This is a genomic window from Mesorhizobium sp. WSM4850 (genome assembly GCF_055811735.1).
The window spans coordinates 212,868-230,501 of sequence record NZ_JBVVPV010000001.1; the positions used below are offsets into that span (position 1 = coordinate 212,868).

The following is a 17,634-nucleotide window of genomic DNA, read 5'->3' on the forward strand; positions in this document are numbered from 1 at the left end:
CGGTAGAAGATCCAGCAGGGCCCCCCCTTCAGCGGCAAATCGCAAACCTCTAGGATTAGCTGAGACACCCCTTCACTTCGTCATTCTAGGGCGGAGCAAGGAGCGAAGCGACGCGGCGCAGACCCTGGGATCCATGCCGTTACCCAAGCCGAAGAATGCAGCGGCCCAGAGCCGAACGCTGCTACCCCGTTCCGCGAAAACTCGAACCATTCTGGATTGGTCTTCTCGGTCAGTTCAATCTTCCACGGCCAGCGCTTCAGCGACTTCTCGCGCTGGATGGCGTCGCAAATGTCGAAATGTTCGCCACACTTCTGGCTCGCGGTCATGGTGGCATAGCCGGTCATGGTGGAAGGTAACCAGCGCCGTTGCCGATGCAAGCGCCGTTCTGAGCCGCTGCATTCTTCGGCGGATGTCACGGCATGGATCCTCTGCGCCGCGCCTTACTTGCCCTAGGATGACGAAGGTGTAGTAGCCTATGCAATCGCCAACTTTGGAGATTTGGCTGCCGACCGGCCGGCATCGACCGTCCACAGGGCTCGGAACCAAATCCTCCGTGCGGGGAAACTAGATCGAAAACGCCCCGCTCGCCACCACGATGCCACGTCCACACACGCTCACCGAGCCGGCATCGACAGCGACCTCGATGATGCTGGTACGTCCGAGCGCCGTGCCTTGTTCGACCTTGATTACGCCGGGCTGCGCAACACCGTGTGCAACAAGATGTGCGGCGAGCGGACCAGCCGCCGTACCGGTCGCCGGATCCTCGGCAATGCCGACGGTCGGGTTGAAAAAACGTGCATACCCTGTGGTTCCCCGCTGTAGCGGATCAAGTGAGAAGACGTAGCAGCCTTCCCCGCCGACCTCGTTGAGCAGGTCGAAAAGCTGTTTGGCGTCAGGCGAAATCCGGTCGACGGCTTGGCGATCGCGGATTGGCACCAGGAGATGGGCAGCGCCGGTCGAGACCACCTGGCAAGGCACGACGTCCGTTATTTCTTCAGTATTTAGGCCAAGCGCCGCGGCAAGAGCCCCAAGATTTGAGATCTGCCCGCCGGCCACTGGGGCTTCCTGTTGCATAATGATCTTTTCGAGTTTTCCCTGGCTTTGCCAGATGGCCAATGGATATACCAAGTCGCCGATCTGTTGGTGAAACCATGTCGGGCCATCGCCCAACTCGAGCCGCCCCGCTGCAGCGAGCCACCACCAGGCCCCTAGCGTGTTGTGGCCGCCTGCGCCGAAAACCTCCACGCCTTTCGGCGTGAATGAGCGCAATTTCCAATCGGCGTCCGCCCGGGTCGCCGGTAGGACAAAAGTGGTCTCGGACTGGTTGAACTCACGGGCAATGTTCTGCATCAGCTCGAGCGCCAACTCGGCATCGCAATCGACCACCGCAAGGGAATTGCCGGCCAGCGGCTCTACCGCGAAGACATCGACGAAATGAAATGGAATTGTTCTGCTCATGGTTTTTCCTCCGAGAACCGCAATTGGGCCCGTTCAGTTTGCAGAACAATCTCTACCGAAGATGCGAGAGCACGTTGACCAGCTTGCCGGTCGGGTCGGCAATGAAGAAGCGTCTTACGCCCCACGGTTCGTCGGTCAAATCATAGACCACTCTGCAACCGATCTCGTTTGCGCGAAGATAAACCGCATCGACATTGTCGACCTCGATCGACAGATCAGGCACCGGGGTGCCTGAGCCGCCCTCGCTGGCGATGCTGATCTGGGGGACGGTGGTTTCGCTGGACGCCAGCGTGACGAGCCACCCGTGATCCATCACGGCATCGAGCCCGAACAGATCGGTATAGAACTCCCGAACATCCGGAATGCTGTCTGTTGCGATATTCGAGACGATGCGCAGCACGGTCATTCCATATCTCCTCCACAGCTTGCCATATTCTCCACAGCTTGCATGGTAACGCATGGCTGCGCGCTGCGGAGCACGTCTCGAATAAAATACGCTGATCACCTGAGCCGCAGAGTGCCGCCGGAGGACCTTGAAGGACCGGCGGGATGCCCAGCAGGCTTCGTTAACGCTGTTCACGCCTAGGTTGTATAAGCAGGTGTCACCGGTCGCCCAGACGAGTAACATTCACCTGTTGACTTGCGGGCGATTTCGAATTACGAGTGACGAAATTCAAAATTCGTCACTCGTAATGAGCTAATGATAAATGATGCATGACACCCTCGACACGACGGCTGACCTGGTCCGGCAGGAGAATGTTGCGCGCATCCTCGATTGCGCAGAGCGACTGTTCCGCCACTACGGCTACGGCAAGACCAATGTCGCCGACATAGCCCGTGAACTCGGCATGTCGACGGCCAACATCTACCGTTTCTTCGCCTCCAAGGTCGAAATCCACCAGGCCGTTTGCGGCCGCATGCTCGCTACCTGCTATCAACTGACCTACGACGCCTGCCATAGTTCCGGAACGGCCAGCGAAAGGCTGCGCCGCTACGTGCAAACGCATTATCAGTGGACCCGCGACACCATGCTCGACCAGGAGAAGGTGCACGAAATGGTCGTCGTCGCCATCGAGCGCGATTGGCATGTCATCGAGAAGCATATCGACAGGATCCGCGGCTTGGTCGAGGAGGTGATCCGCGAGGGAATTGCCGCCGGCGAGTTTGCCGACCAGGACGCGGAAGTCGCTTCGCGGTGTTTCGGCGCCGCTATCATCACCCTTTGTCACCCTCAGATGGTCGCCCAGTGCCTTGCCAAGAACAACCGGGCGATGCCGGACGAGCTTATCGAGTTTGCCCTCAGGGCTTTGAAGAAATGACCGGCGGCGTCCGCCGGGCGTCGACAATCCATCTCCATTTCGGGAGTACGCAAGTGTCTTTGTCCAAATCCATCATGAACAGGCTGCCGGCCATTGGTCCGGCTCTGGTCGTCGTCGCTGCACTTGGGCTCGCCGGTTGCTCGCAAGAAAAAGTGGAAGTCAAGGACATCGTCCGGCCGGTCAAGGTCATCGAGATCGCCAAGGCGAACGATACTCGTGAGCTCTCCTACTCCGGATCGGTGCGCGCCCGCACCGAGATGAATCTCGGGTTCCGCATCAACGGCAAGATCACCGAGCGCCTGGTCGACATCGGCCAGCGCGTCAAGCCGGGCGACGTTCTGGCCCGCATCGATCCCGCCGACTACGACCTTTCGGTCAAGAGCGCCGAGGCCAGCCTCGAGGCCGCCGAGCGGCAGGTCGAGACGACGGGCCTTGCCCGCCGTCGTGCCGAACAGCTGTTTGCCAAGAAGTTCGCCTCGAAATCGCAGCTCGAACAGGCGACGCTCAGCCATGATCAGGCGGTCGCCACCCGCAATTCCGCCCGCTCAGCGCTTGACCAGGCGAAGAACCAGGTCCGCTACACCGACCTCAAGGCGGACAGGAGCGGCATCGTCACCTCAGTCACCGCCGATGTCGGTCAGGTGGTCGGCTCAGGCACGCCGGTTGTGACCGTTGCCGTCGACGGCGAAAAGGAAGTGCTGATCGCCGTGCCCGAAACCGATATCGCCCAGTTCAAGCCGGGCAAGGACGTCAAGGCAAGCTTCTGGGCCGACGAAGCGCTGACGCTCGACGGCAAGGTCCGTGAAGTCGCCGGCAGCGCCGATCAGCAGTCGCGTACCTTTGCCGTTCGCGTCAGCCTGCCCAACGATCCGCGCGTGCTTCTCGGCATGACCGCGAATATCGAGGCTTCGGCCGCCAACAACAGCCTGCAAAGCGTATCGATCCCGTTGAGCGCGCTGGCGCAAAAGGACGGCCAGCAGATCGTCTGGACCGTGGACCGCAGCGGCGAGACCGTCCATGCGCGTCCGATCAAGGTCGCCGAGTTCACCGCCGACGGCGTGCATGTTGCCGAAGGGTTAAAACCCGGCGATGTCGTCGTTGCGGCGGGCACGCAATTCATGACCGAAAATCTGAAAGTCAAGCTGGCCGGCGATGCGGTGCAGCAGTCCGCATCGGCGGACGATGATGGCGGGGCCATGAAGCGCGTGCGCTGACGGCCAGGCATAAAACGGCTTTTCCTCGCATCGGCGCAAGCCGCGAGGTCAAGCGGTTCACGGTTTCCGGGCGGCAGGTGCCCGATTGTCGAGACGTCAGGTGGATGTACCCCCCCGACATCGGTCCTGGCGCCCCACCGCGATGAGTGTCTCTCCGCTCGGAAAGCCTCGCCGCCCGGAAGCCACCATAAGAAGCTCCGTGGGCATGCCATGTGCGTGCGCTGACGATCAGACAGATGGACTGGCGCTATGACCACCGACACCACCGACACCCATGAAAAAAGGCCCTTCAATCTTTCGCGCTGGGCGATCGGGCACCCGAGCATTGCGCGGTTCCTGTTCGGCCTGATCATTGTTGCCGGCGCGCTCGGCCTGATGCGCATGGGCCAGAAGGAAGACCCGGATTTCACCTTCCGCGTCATGGTTGTCCAGGCGGTCTGGCCCGGTGCCTCGATCCAGGAGATGGAGGACCAGGTCGTCAATAAGATCGAGCGCAAGCTGCAGGAAACGCCGCATCTCGATTTCGTCCGCTCCTACACGCGCGCCGGCAGCGCCATCATCACCCTGCAGGTGGAAGGCGACACCAATCCGACTGAGGTCGCGGATGCCTTTTACCAGGTGCGCAAGAAGGTCGGCGATATCGCCAATGAGCTGCCCCAGGGGCTGCTTGGGCCTTACTTCAACGACGAATTCGGCGACACTTTCATCACTCTGCATTCGATCAGCGGCGATGGCTACAGCTATCCCGAACTGAAGAAACTGGCCATCCAGGCGCGTGACATGCTGCTGACGACGCCCGGCGTCGAGAAGGCGGTGATCATCGGCGACCAGCCGGAAAAGCTCTATATCGACGTTTCGTCCAAGGTGCTTGCCGAGCGCGGCCTGACACTCACCGATCTGCAGAACGCGATCAAGGGCCAGAACAATGTCGATCCGGCAGGCTCGGTCGATACCGGCCAGCGCTCGGTGCGCATCTCGGTCGAGGGCAGCGTGACCGAGGCGGCCGACATCCGCGAGCTTCGCCTGCGCGCCGGCAATCAGGTGACGCGCCTCGGCGACATCGCAACCGTGAGCCAAGGTCTCGAGGATCCCTATCAGCGCAAATACCGCTTCAACGGCCACGACAGCGTCCAGGTCGGCGTCGTCATGGCCAAGGGTTTTAACGTCACCGATGTCGGCAAGGAGGTCGAGGCTACCTATCACCGCTTCGAAGAGGCCTTGCCTTACGGGGTTTCGGTCGATCAGATCGCCGACCAGCCAGAAGTCGTGCGGGACGCGGTGGGCGAGTTCATGACGGCGCTCGGCGAGGCGCTGCTGATCGTGCTTGTCGTTTCGTTCCTGACGATCGGCTGGCGTTCGGGCCTGGTGATCGCGATCACCATTCCGCTCGTTCTGGCCGCGACCTTCGCCATCATGTACGAGATCGGCATCGATCTGCAGCGCATTTCGCTTGGCGCGCTGATCATCGCGCTCGGCCTGCTTGTCGACGATGCGATGATCGTCGTCGAAATGATGGAACGCAAGCTCGAGGAAGGGATGGTCAAGATCGAGGCGGCGAGCTTCGCTTACACCTCGACGGCCTTCCCGATGCTGACCGGCACGCTGATCACCACCGCCGGCTTCATCCCGGTCGGCTTCGCGGCCTCGACAGCCGGTGAATATGTGCGCACGCTGTTCTACGTCGTCGGCATCGCGCTGGTCGTCTCCTGGTTCGTGGCGGTCTACTTCACGCCGTGGCTTGGTCATATGATTCTCAAGCAGCGAAAACACGCCGGCAGCCATCACGATGTCTTCGACACCCGCTTTTATCGCCGGCTTCGCGCCACCGTCAGCTGGTCCGTGCGCCACCGCATCATCGTGCTGGTCATGACGCTGGTGACCTTCGTCACCTCGCTGTGGGCGTTCCAGTTCATCCCGCAGAACTTCTTCCCGCAGTCGTCGCGTCCGGAAATCCTTGTCGACCTCTGGCTGCCGGAAGGCACCAGCATCAATGAAGTCGAGACCCAGGCCAAGGCGCTCGAAACCAGGATGATGGACGACAAGGACAAGCGCTTCATCGCCACCTATATCGGCGAGGGCGCGCCGCGCTTCTTCCTGCCGCTCGACCAGCAGCTTCGCAATCCGAACTTTGCCCAGCTTCTGGTGATGGCCAATGACGAACCGGCCCGCGAGCGGCTGATCGCCAAGCTGCGCACCATTCTGGCCGAGGATTTCCCATCGGTGCGCGCCAAGGTCGACCGCCTGTTCCTTGGGCCGCCCACCGGCTGGCCGGTGCAGATGCGCGTCATGGGCCCGGATCGCCAGGAGGTGCGCCGCATCGCCGACGAGGTCAAGGCGGGGTTCCAGGCAAATCCGCTGCTCGGCGCCGTCCACGACGATTGGCTGGAGCCGGTGCCGGAGATGAAGCTGGTGATCGACCAGGATCGCGCCCGTGCGCTTGGCGTCACCTCGCAGCGCATCCGCCAGATGCTGCAGGCGACCATGTCGGGCGCGCCGCTCGATGATTTCCGCGACGGCGAGGAGACGGTCTCGATCGTCGCCCGCGAGCCGGCGGCAAGCCGTCACCTGCTGTCGGCGGTCGACTCGATCTCTGTCCCGACGGATTTTGGTGGCTTTGTGCCGCTGTCGCAGGTCGCCAAGGTCGTCCCGGTGCTGGAGCAAGGCGTCGAATGGCGGCGCGACCGCCTGCCGACCATCAGCGTGCGCGCCACGCTGCCGGACGGCGTGCAGTCGAACGACGTCGTCATGAAGATGTACAGCGAGATGCAGGGCCTGCGCGACGGCCTCGCGCCCGGCTACGCCGTCGAGATCCAGGGCGGCGCCGAGGATTCGGCCGAAAGCCAGGCCTCGATTGCTGCGAAAGCGCCAATCATGCTGGCCGTCATCGTCGTGCTGCTGATGATCCAGCTGCAGCATTTCGGCAAGGCGATGCTGGTGCTGGCGACCGGTCCGCTCGGCATTATCGGTGCTGCGGCGGCACTTTTGATCAGTGGCGCGCCGTTCGGCTTCGTCGCCATTCTCGGCGTCATCGCGCTGCTTGGCATCATCATGCGCAACTCGATCATCTTGGTCGACCAGATCGACCAGGACATCGCAGCCGGCATGGAACGCTCGGAGGCCATCATCGGCTCGGCAGTCCGCCGTTTCCGGCCGATCATGCTGACGGCGCTGACGGCGGTCCTGGCACTGATCCCGATCTCGCGCGGCGTCTTCTGGGGTCCGCTCGCCTATGCCATGATGGGCGGCATCCTCGTTGCCACGGTGCTGACCATCCTCGTCCTTCCGGCAGGCTATGCCTTGTTCTTCGGCCGGGAGCGCAAGAAGGTCGAGGACGCGGCGCCGGCCGCCGAGCCGGCCGCCGAGCCGAAACTGGCGGAAAACGATGACCAGCCGCAACTGCCCCTGGCGGCCGAATAGGGTCGAGGCAATCGCGCAGGTTGGCGCCGCCCCTCATCTGGCTGCCGCCATCTTCTCCCCGTATAGTGACGGGGAGAAGGACGCCTTCGCAAAGGATTTCGCCAATATCCAGCGCTGCAAAAAAAGCGCCGAGCGTGCGGCCAGCCCCTTCTCCCCGTCACTATACGGGGAGAAGTGCCCGGCAGGCTGATGAGGAGCGGCGCCGAGATCGATAATTAATCTCAAGTGAGGCTACTGCGCGCCGGAGGAGGACGTCATGACCATAGCTCAGGCACCGGTGGCGCTGCGCCGGCCGATCGACGGACGCCACCGCAAAATGTTCGTCGATGGGGCCTGGGTCGACGCCCGCTCGGGCAGGACCATGGAGACCCGCAATCCGGCCACCGGCGCGGTCATTGCCACGGTGCCGCGCGGCGACCGCCAGGATGTCGAGCTGGCGGTGGCCGCAGCGCGCAGGGCCTTCGACGGGCCGTGGAGCCGGTGCAAGCCCTATGAGCGGCAGGTGCTGCTGCTCAGGATCGCCGATCTCTTCGAAAAGCACTGGGAGGAGATCAGCCGCTCGGACACCACCGACATGGGCATGCCGATCGTGCGCACCCTGGCCAACCGCAACCGCGTCATCGGCATGCTGCGCTATTACGCCGGCATGGCGACGTCCCTGCACGGCGAGACGATCGAGAACTCGCTGCCGGGCGAAATCGTCTCCTTCACGCGAAAGGAGCCGGTCGGCGTCGTCGGCGCCATCATCCCGTGGAACGCACCGACGGCGGCTTCGATCTGGAAGATCGGACCGGCGCTGGCGACCGGCTGCACGGTGGTGCTGAAACCATCGGAAGAGGCGCCGCTGACGCCGCTTCTGATCGCCGACATCATGAACGAGGCCGGCGTTCCCCCAGGCGTCGTCAACATCGTGACCGGCACCGGCGCCGAGGCAGGCGCCGCCCTTGCCGAGCATATGGGCGTCGACAAGATCGTCTTCACCGGCTCGACGGCAACCGGCCAGTCGATCGTCCGCGCCTCGGCCGGCAACCTCAAGCGCGTCTCGCTGGAGCTTGGCGGCAAGTCGCCGGTCATCGTCTGCGCCGACGCCGATCTCGACAAGGCGGTGCCGGTGGCGGCGATGTCGGTGTTCGCCAATTCCGGCCAGATCTGCATCGCCGGCTCGCGCCTGTTCGTCGAACGCTCCATCCATGATGAATTCGTCGAGCGGCTGGCGACCTATGCCAAGGGTCTCAGGATCGGCGACGGCATCGATCCGGCGACCGAGATCGGCCCACTCGTCTCCGAAAAGCAGCTGCAACGGGTCGCCTCGTATCTTGAGGCCGGCACGGCGGAGGGGGCGACCCTCGTCACCGGCGGTGAACGCCTCATGGAAGGTGCGCTGGCCGCCGGCAATTTCGTCGCGCCGACCGTCTTTGCCGGCGTTTCGGACGACATGAGGATCGCGCGCGAGGAGATCTTCGGGCCGGTGATTTCGGCGCTGCCGTTCGATACGCTCGATGAGGCGGTCGAGCGCGCCAACAACACGCCCTACGGTCTTGCTGCCGGGGTCTTCACCCGCAACATCGCCACCGCCCATCAGCTATCGCGAAAAATCCGTGCCGGCTCAGTCTGGGTGAACACCTATCACGCCATCGATCCGGCCGTGCCCTTCGGCGGCTACAAGATGAGCGGCTACGGCCGCGAGGGCGGTGCCGAGCACCTCGACGAGTATCTCAACACCAAGGGCGTGTTCATCAAGATCGATTGAGCGATCCGCCGAATAGGCCCTGAAACGAAAAACCCGCCTCGGCGGCGGGTAATCATCGGCACGAACATGCGGGGATCAAGCGCGCATCGCGCGCTTGATCCCTTCAGGCGGGGTCAGATGACGAACAGCCAGTTGGCGAGCAGCATCACCACGACGCCGGCGATCAGCGTCAGGTAGGGCAGGATTCCCGCCTTTCTGACGGCGAGATCGGACGAATTCATGCCGAGATCAGTCAGCATGTGGTTGGGGAATTTGCCCTTGTCCTGGATGTAATGCCGGAAGCAGAACACCGGGATGATGAGGGCAGCCGTGATCAGCCCTGCCCACAGCGCCATCGGATTCCAGACCTTGGCGCCGGCGCCCATGAAGATCATGTTGACGTAGGAAAAGATGGCGCCGATGCCGAGCAGCCAGCTCGGCGCGCGCCATGGCCGCGCGATATGGATCCAGCCGGCGTTGAGGTTTAGGAAGTTGAAGATGATGTAGCCGCAATTCGACACGGCGAGGATGAAGAAGAAACTCGTCGCGTCGGCCGAAGCGATGGCCAGCACGAACAGATTGAAGATCAGGTCGGTCCACATGGCGCGGGTCGGGGCGCCATGCTCGTTGACGTGGCTGAGAAAGCGCGGCAGCCAGCCGTCGACGGAACCTTGGTAAAGCGTGTGCGAGGACCCCGCCATCGCCGTCATGATGCACAGCACCAGGGCCAGGATCATCAGCATCACCAGGAGGCTATGGATCAGCTGGCCGCCACCGACCATGCCGGCCAGTGCGTCGGCAACGCCGGAGCCGTCGACGATCGGGGTCGCCAGCATGCCGTTCAAGCCGAGCACGCCCTGGAAGGTGAACGGCACCAGGATGAACAGCAGCATGCACAGCAGGCCGGGATAGAAGATCGCCTTGAAGGTGTCGGTGCCGGGAGTCTTGAACTCGGAGGTGTAACAGACGGCGGTCTCGAAACCGTAGGTCGACCAGGCGGCGATGAACATGCCGCCGAGAACTAGCGTCCAGCCGGCGATGTTCCACGCCCCGGGCTCGGGCGCATAGGCGGCCGCGAGCGGCACCAGCGGCGAGAAATTCGCCCAGTCGATCTGGCCGGTGATGATCGGCACGACGCCGACGATCAGCATCGGAATGAGGACGAACAGGCCGATATATTTCTGCACATTGGCGGTGCCAAGGATGCCGCGATGCTGGATGGAGAAGATGATCAGCATCAGCACCGCGCCGATGAAGAAGGTGGCGTTGAAGGTGAAAGAGACCGGCCCCAACGTGTGACTGTAGAGCGTCCAGTTGCGGATCGCCGGCGTCGCGGCCGCGCTCACCGCCGTGATGGCGTCGGCGGCACTCGTTCCGGCATTAGCCGCGATATAGGCAAGGACTTCCGGCGAGGTGTCGGTAAACAGCGGCACCGGCGCCAGCGCGTTGAGGATATAGGCGGCGGCGATAGAGCAGCCGAGCGACAGCACCGGCGACCAGTCGAACCAGTTGCACCACACTGAAAGCGGCGCGATGAACTTGGAATAACGCAGCCAGGCGGTGGCGCCATAGATCGAGGCGCCGCCGGACTTGTTCGGGAACAGGCCAGCGATTTCCGCATAGGTGAAGGATTGCAGGAAGCCCATGATCATGGACACGGTCCAGATCAGGAAGGCCAGCTTCCCGGTCGTGCCGGCAATGCCGCCGATCGAAAACAGCACAAGGGCGGGAACGCCGCTTGCCACCCAGAAGGCACCGCGCCAATCGATGTTCCGGTGCAGCTTCCCTTCGGCAGCCGGCACCAGGGCAGAGACTATCGTGCTCATTTGCGTGAATTCCCATTTTGATGTTCCCCATCGGCGACAGTCGACATTTCGCGATGCGTCACCGACGCACGCGTTGAACGACCTCAGGCGTTTTCCGCTCAGTAGTATTTTTTTCTTGGGAGTGAAGATCGACGCGTCACGCTTTGACGTCAAGCGTTTTTGTGAAGCTGTGCACATCGCAGATGTGGGACACGCTCTTGCCTTCTCCCCTTGTGGGAGAAGGTGGCCTCGCGAAGCGAGGTCGGATGAGGGGTGATCCAGCTTGGCACCGACAGCATTCCGTCCAACACCACTCTTCCGTCTCGGCGCTGCGCGCCGATCCACCCTCTTCCACAGGGGGGAGAAGGCAAGGGATGCTGCCGTCAGGAGCGCGGTCTGGTCTTTTGCGGGTCGTAGTGCGCGAAGGCGACGACGCGCGCCGGCAGCCGCTTGCTGTGGCCGTCGAGCTTGCCGATCTCGACCGCGGTGCCGATCGCGGCATGGCTGACGTCGAGCCTGGCCAGCGCGATGGTCTTGTTGAGCAGCGGCGAGCGCGTGGCGGAAGTGACCTCGCCGATCTGGGCGCGGCCGACATGGACGCAATCGCCATGCCCGACCGCGACATTGGCGTCGATGTCGAGGCCGACCAGTTTCCTCTGCGGGTTTTCCTTGCGCCGGATCAGCGCCTCGCGGCCGATGAAATCGTCGGTCTTGCTCTTCAGCGGCACGGTGAAGCCGATGCCGGCCTCGAACGGATCGGTCTGGTCGGAAAATTCATAGCCGGCAAAGATCAGCCCGGCCTCGATGCGCACCATGTCGAGCGCCTGCAGCCCCATCGGCTTCAAGCCATGCGGCTGGCCGGCCGCCCAGATGGCGTCGAACACCTTTTCGGCGTCGCGCGGGTGGCACCAGATCTCGTAGCCGAGTTCGCCGGTGTAGCCGGTGCGCGAGACGACGATTGGAATGCCGTTGCCGCCGCCGATGCGGGCGACGGCGAAACGGAACCATTCGAGCTCCTCGATCGACGGCTGCAGCGGCGAAGTCCAGATGATCTCCTTCAGGATGTCGCGGCTCTTCGGTCCCTGCACGGCGACATTGTGCATCTGGTCGGTCGACGAGCGCACCAGCACGTTGAGGCCGAGGCTCGTCGCGGTGTCGCGCAGCCATTCGCCGGACAGATCGTCGCCGCCGACCCAGCGGAAATTGTCCTTGCCGAGCCTGAGCAGCGTGCCGTCGTCGATCATGCCGCCATGCTCGTAGCACATGGCGGAATAGACGACCTGGCCGACGCCGAGTTTTTTCACGTCGCGGGTCAGCGTGTATTGCAGCAGCGCTTCCGAATCCGGGCCGGTGACCTCGAACTTGCGCAGCGGCGACAGGTCCATGATGACGGCGGCCTGCCGGCAGGCCCAGTATTCGTCGATAGGGCCCTCTTTTGCGAAGGAATTGGCCAGCCAATAACCCCTGTACTCGACGAAGTTGCGGGTGTGCTTGGCAAAGCTCGAATGAAATGATGTCTCGCGGGTCATTTTCGGTTCCGAATCGGGCGTCATGCGTCTGGCGATCGCTCGCGAGAATTTGTGCTGGCCGGAATAGGTCCGCACATGGATGTCGGTCAGGTTCCAGCCATTGGCCGGCGTCGTGTCGTCGGGACAGGCGGACGACACGCAAACGATGTCGGTAAGCGCCCGCAGCAGCACATAGTCGCCCGGCCGCGACCATGGCTCGTCCGACACCATGACGCCATGCGCGTCGATCGCCGTGTTGAAGAAGAAATTGATCGCCATCCAGCCCGCGCGCGGGCCAACACCCCTGTCGGCGAGCGCGCGGTTGAAATTCTCCGAGCAGTTGGGATGACCGGGATAGCCGATGTCGTCGTAATATTTGGCGGCGCAAGCGAGCGCGAACGCATCGTGCCGGCCGCAGGTGTCCTGCACCACCTCGACCAGCGGCTCCATGTCCTGGTCGTAATATTTCGAATGCAGGCCGGGCATCGGATAGCTCGAACCCATCAGCGTGCGGGTCGTCGTCACGTCGAGCGGATGGTCGCGTCCCTTGTCGAGCTTGCGCGCCGAAAAGCACTGGAAGTCGGTGCATTGGCGCCCGTCGACATCGATGATCTGCAGATAGTCACCCGCCTTGACGAAGTAGGCTTCCGCGGTCGCCGAATGGACGCGCAAATCGAGCACCGGGTCGGCCAGCGGGTCGCCAAGCCTGGCCTTCGCCGCCGGATGGATTGTGGCACGGCGCACGATGACGCTGAGCGGCGTTGCCGTGTCGTGGCCGTCGACCGGCATCGGTCCGCCCGGGGCGGCGATCAGCATCGAGCCGGCGCGGGCGACGGCAAAACCCTGTTCGGTGCCGGCAGGGGTGGCGCCGCCGAAGATGCGAACCGCCTTTGCCTGATCGAGCTGCACCTGGCGTCGCTCGAACCCCCGGCGCAACGAAGCGAGAGTGTCGTCGCCATCGGCCAGCAGCGCCTTGATGCCGGCGGCATTGCTGTTCGAGTTCTCGCCGAAAATGCCGGCATCAGTCACGCCGCTTTTATCCCATGCCAGCAGTTCGCAGGCTTGGCCGCCTTCGACGTTGCACACGGTGACGATGTCGCCGGCCTCGACGTCGATGAGCACCGCACCATTGCCGTGGACGGAATAGCGCTCCATGCCGGCGGGTAGCGCCATCTGGCCGGGCCGCAGGATCAGGCTCGGTCGTGGCGGTCCGGCGGCGATGGCGGGGTAGGGCGACTGGCTCATCTCGACCCGGGTCTCAAGAAACAAGTTTGCCTGTACGTAAAATTATTTTCGCGGCAAGAATAGCAGTGCTTGTCGGCTTGGCAAGGCGAAGGTGGTGGGGCTCCCCCTTCTCCCCTTGTGGGAGAAGGTGGCCGAGCGAAGCTCGGTCGGATGAGGGGTGCTCCAGCTTGGCATCGGCCGCACTCCGTCCAACACCCCTCAACCGTCTTGGCGCTGCGCGCCAATCCACCTTCTCCCACAAGGGGAGAAGGGAAGAGGCAACCGCTACCCCAACTCCTCGGAATACCCGATGTCGACGCCATACTCGGCGGCTGCGTCGAGCATCGTGTGCCACAGGCTTTCGGCGAAACTTGCAAACACCAGAAGATTGAACACCGGCTGCCCGTCCGGCCGATCATTGCCACGCCAGAGATTGACGCCGGTGTGGTCGATCGATGTGGTGGCAGCGGCGTCGATCGGAAATGCCGTCGGGTGCAGATCGATCGATGACAATTTCGCCAGCATGGCGCGCGCCTTGGCTCCCGAGACGCTGATCAGGGCGCGCGCATGCGATTGGTCCGACAGCGAGGCGGATTGCGAGAACGCCTGTCTCAAAATGTCCATCACGTGCTTGCCGCCTTTGGACAGGACGAGGAACTGGTCCGGTCCCGACCAGATGAGCGCAGCGTCCGCAGCTTGCACCGCCTTGGGCGCGTCCGGAGCCGCCATGCCGAAGCGGGCTTTGGCGGCGTTTGCCAGTTCCGCCCCTTTGCCGCGCCGCGCCATCACCTGGATCAGGTCGAAATTGCGAACTTCACCGAGGGAAATGCCCGACGCGACGTCGCGCGCGCCATGGGCGCCCACGACAAGTGCGTGCTCCAGCGGACTGCGAGAAAGCCACGAAAACTCAGCCACGCTGGCGCCCTCCATCCGGATCGTAGAAGACGGGATTGCACAGCTCGACATCATAGTCTTCACCGCGCAGCGGGTCATGCGCATGGACGATCTCGCCGATGCGCTCGCGGCCGCGCTCGACAAGCGCCAGCCCGATCCACTGGTCAAGCGTCGGCGAGAAACAGACCGAGGTGACATAGCCCTGGTCGTTGGCGGAACCCGGTACCTCGGCTTTCGGAATGATATGCGCGCCGGAGCGCAGGCGGCGCGCTCTGTCCGTCGGCTTGATGCCGACCACGACCTGCCGGTCCGGTGCGACCAGCGCCTCGCGTCCGGCCATGACGCGGCCGATAAAATCCTTTTTGGTCGACATCATCTTGCCCAAGCCGAGATCGGCCGCGGTCGTCGTGCCGTTCAGCTCGGGCCCGGCGACATGGCCCTTTTCGATGCGCATGACGCCAAGCGCCTCGGTGCCATAGGGTGTGGCGCCGAATTGTTTGCCGGCTATCATCAGGTTGCGCACCAGCGCGTCGCCGTAGCGGGTCGGAACGGAGATCTCGAACGCCATATCGCCGGAGAACGAAATGCGGAACAGCCGCGCCCCGATGCCGCCGCGAAGGGATACCTCCCGCGCGCCCATGAATGGAAAGCCCTCGTTCGAAAGGTCCTCTGAATCATCAACGATCTGTTTCAGCAACTCCCGTGCGCTCGGCCCGGCGATCGAGAATTGCGCCCACTGGTCGGAGACTGACGTAAGTTGCACGTCGAATTGAGGAAACAGCACCTGCCGGCAGAATTCGAGATGCTGCATCACCGGCCCGGCCTTGGCGGTCGTGGTGGTCAGGAAATAGTGGTCCTCGGCCAACCGCGACGTGGTGCCGTCGTCGTAGACCATGCCGTCCTCGCGCAGCATCAGCCCGTAGCGGGCTTTTCCCACAGCAAGGTTGGAGAAAGTGTTGATGTAGACGCGGTCGAGGAAGGCGCCGGCATCCGGTCCGTGCACGTCGATTTTGCCGAGCGTCGAGACGTCGCAAAAACCGACACCGCCGCGCACCGCCTTGACCTCGCGGGTGACCGTTTCCAGCCAGTCCTTCTCGCCGGCGCGCGGATACCATTGCGCGCGCTTCCACAAGCCGGTGTCGACGAACACCGCGCCCTGTTCGGCTGCCCAGTGATGCGACGGCGTCAGCCTTGTCGCATGGAAGTTTTCGTCGCGATGATGGCCGGCAAACGCGCCGATGGCGACCGGCACATAGGGCGGACGGTAGATCGTCGTGCCGGTCTCGGGAAGGGATTTTCCTGACAGCGCCGCCATTATCGCGAGGCCGGCGACATTCGAGGTCTTGCCCTGGTCGGTCGCCATGCCGAGCGTCGTATAGCGCTTGAGGTGCTCGACCGACTCAAAGCCTTCGCGCTGCGCCAGTTCGATGTCCGCAGCGGTGACGTCATGCTGGTAGTCGACAAAGGCTTTGCCTTTGCCGGCAACATGCCAGAGCGGGGTCAGCGAAAAAGCTTCGTCTTCGGCGACTGGCGGAGCGCCGGCATTGCCGCTGTGTCCGGCACTCTGCGCTGCCGCCGCACCGGCGGCGAATCCCTGGCGCAGGCAGGCGCCGAGCCCAAAAGCGCCGTTGGCGGCACCGGCGGCCACCATGCCGGGAGGCGCGCCGTCCGGCACGAAGGCGGATATGTCGTCCTGCCATTTCGGCCGGCCGCGATGGTAGGAAGTCAGCCCGACCGCCGGGTTCCAGCCGCCGGAAACGGCAAGCCCGTCGGCTTCGACCTCGGCGCGTGCGCCGCCGGCGAGCGCCACCGAGATTTTCCTGACACCGTCCTTGCCGCCGTCCACCCCGCTGACGAAACCGTTCAAAACGGCAAAGCCGGCCTTGGCGGCAAGCGCGCGATGCGCGGCCGATACGTCCGGACGCGCATCGACAACGGCAGCGATCTGCAATCCGGCGTCGAGTGCCGCCTCGACCGTGCGCCAGCCATCCTCATTGTTGGTGAACAGCGCAATCCTCTTCGCCGGGGTTGCCGCATAGCGCGCGATATAGGTCCGCATCGCCGAAGCCATCATCACGCCGGGCGTGTCGTTGCCGGCAAAAACGATCGGCCGTTCGATGGCGCCGGCGGCAACAATCGAGCGCTTTGCCACGATCCGCCACAGCCGCTGGCGCACCTGATGCTCTGGCGGGGAGGGCAGGTGGTCGTTGACCCGCTCGATCGCGCCATAGGTGCCGCCATCATAGACGCCGAACAGCGTCGTGCGGGTCATGATGCGGACGTCCGGCAGCGAGGCGAGCTCGGCCAGCGTGCGCGAAATCCATTCGGCTGCGGGCACCCCGTCGATCGTGCCGCCGTCGGCAAGCAGGCGGCCGCCAAGCGCAAAATCTTCCTCGCACAGGATGACGCGGGCACCAGATCGGCCGGCGGCAAGTGCTGCCGCCAGCCCGGCTGGGCCGGAACCGGCGATCAGCACGTCGCAATGCGCCCACGTCTTGTCGTAATGATCAGGATCGGCAACGCCCGCGGCGCGGCCGAGACCCGCGGCGCGGCGGATCGCCGGCTCGTAGACCGCTTCCCAGAATTTTGCCGGCCACATGAAGGTCTTGTAGTAGAAGCCGGCGACGAAGATCGGTGAGAACAGCTGGTTGATCGCCATCAGATCGTGGCGCAGCGACGGCCAGCGGTTCTGGCTGGCGGCTTCCAGACCGTCATAAAGCTCGGCGGTGGTCGCCTTGGTGTTGGGCTCGCGCCGGGCTCCGGTGCGCAGCTCGACCAGTGCGTTGGGTTCTTCCGAGCCCGCGGTCAGGATGCCGCGCGGCCGGTGGTATTTGAACGAGCGGCCGACCAGCTTGACGCCATTGGCGATCAGCGCCGAGGCAAGCGTGTCGCCCTGGAAGCCGGCAAAGGTTTTGCTGTCGAAGCGAAAGTTCAGCGGCGCCGAGCGGTCGATGAGACCGCCCGATGTGAGACGATGGGGCTGGCTGGTGATCACGGTTGCCGGCCTTCATGCAGGAGCGTCGCGCTGCCCCTAACCCTCCCCCTTGTGGGGAGGGTCGCTGCGAA

The 17,634-nt window shown here is 63.6% G+C and carries 11 protein-coding genes; 4 read left to right on the top strand and 7 right to left on the bottom strand.

Annotated elements, in window-relative coordinates; all coding sequences use genetic code 11:
* Positions 1 to 80: 80 nt before the first annotated feature.
* The 3 genes from AC0L2Z_RS00995 to AC0L2Z_RS01005 form a co-directional block, all read right to left on the bottom strand.
* Entirely contained in the window at positions 81 to 416 is a 336-nt protein-coding gene (locus tag AC0L2Z_RS00995) for a GIY-YIG nuclease family protein (protein WP_473626309.1), read from the bottom strand.
* A gap of 148 nt (positions 417 to 564) precedes the next feature.
* Positions 565 to 1,458 (bottom strand): PhzF family phenazine biosynthesis protein, encoded by an 894-nt coding sequence (locus AC0L2Z_RS01000; RefSeq protein WP_473626311.1) that lies wholly within the window; start codon positions 1,456 to 1,458, stop codon positions 565 to 567.
* A gap of 52 nt (positions 1,459 to 1,510) precedes the next feature.
* A complete protein-coding gene (locus AC0L2Z_RS01005; protein ID WP_473626312.1) occupies positions 1,511 to 1,864 on the bottom strand; it encodes a VOC family protein in 354 nt (117 codons plus the stop codon).
* A 304-nt stretch (positions 1,865 to 2,168) separates the two neighbouring features.
* Between AC0L2Z_RS01005 and AC0L2Z_RS01010 the strand changes: the two genes are divergently transcribed.
* The 4 genes from AC0L2Z_RS01010 to AC0L2Z_RS01025 all read left to right on the top strand — a co-directional run bounded on the left by AC0L2Z_RS01010 (position 2,169) and on the right by AC0L2Z_RS01025 (position 9,158).
* On the top strand, positions 2,169 to 2,777 hold the full coding sequence (locus tag AC0L2Z_RS01010) for a TetR/AcrR family transcriptional regulator (RefSeq protein ID WP_128245663.1): 609 nt from the start codon (positions 2,169 to 2,171) through the stop codon (positions 2,775 to 2,777).
* A gap of 74 nt (positions 2,778 to 2,851) precedes the next feature.
* Positions 2,852 to 3,991, top strand: coding sequence for an efflux RND transporter periplasmic adaptor subunit (locus AC0L2Z_RS01015; protein ID WP_473626608.1), 1,140 nt, complete (start codon positions 2,852 to 2,854; stop codon positions 3,989 to 3,991).
* A gap of 249 nt (positions 3,992 to 4,240) precedes the next feature.
* The gene (locus AC0L2Z_RS01020; protein WP_473626314.1) at positions 4,241 to 7,408 is read left to right on the top strand and encodes an efflux RND transporter permease subunit; all 3,168 of its coding nucleotides are present in this window, start codon (positions 4,241 to 4,243) and stop codon (positions 7,406 to 7,408) included.
* Positions 7,409 to 7,664: 256 nt separating this feature from the next.
* Positions 7,665 to 9,158, top strand: coding sequence for an aldehyde dehydrogenase family protein (locus AC0L2Z_RS01025; protein WP_473626315.1), 1,494 nt, complete (start codon positions 7,665 to 7,667; stop codon positions 9,156 to 9,158).
* Positions 9,159 to 9,271: 113 nt separating this feature from the next.
* Here the strand turns inward: AC0L2Z_RS01025 and AC0L2Z_RS01030 are convergent, their stop codons facing one another.
* From AC0L2Z_RS01030 to AC0L2Z_RS01045, 4 genes are all read right to left on the bottom strand, one after another.
* Positions 9,272 to 10,963 (bottom strand): APC family permease, encoded by a 1,692-nt coding sequence (locus AC0L2Z_RS01030; RefSeq protein ID WP_473626316.1) that lies wholly within the window; start codon positions 10,961 to 10,963, stop codon positions 9,272 to 9,274.
* Positions 10,964 to 11,325: 362 nt separating this feature from the next.
* Positions 11,326 to 13,695 (bottom strand): DUF1989 domain-containing protein, encoded by a 2,370-nt coding sequence (locus AC0L2Z_RS01035; RefSeq protein ID WP_473626317.1) that lies wholly within the window; start codon positions 13,693 to 13,695, stop codon positions 11,326 to 11,328.
* 264 nt (positions 13,696 to 13,959) lie between these two features.
* On the bottom strand, positions 13,960 to 14,589 hold the full coding sequence (locus AC0L2Z_RS01040) for a sarcosine oxidase subunit gamma (protein ID WP_473626318.1): 630 nt from the start codon (positions 14,587 to 14,589) through the stop codon (positions 13,960 to 13,962).
* A complete protein-coding gene (locus AC0L2Z_RS01045) occupies positions 14,582 to 17,560 on the bottom strand; it encodes a sarcosine oxidase subunit alpha (RefSeq protein ID WP_473626609.1) in 2,979 nt (992 codons plus the stop codon). Before AC0L2Z_RS01045 ends, AC0L2Z_RS01040 begins: the two co-directional genes overlap by 8 nt.
* Positions 17,561 to 17,634 lie beyond the last annotated feature (74 nt).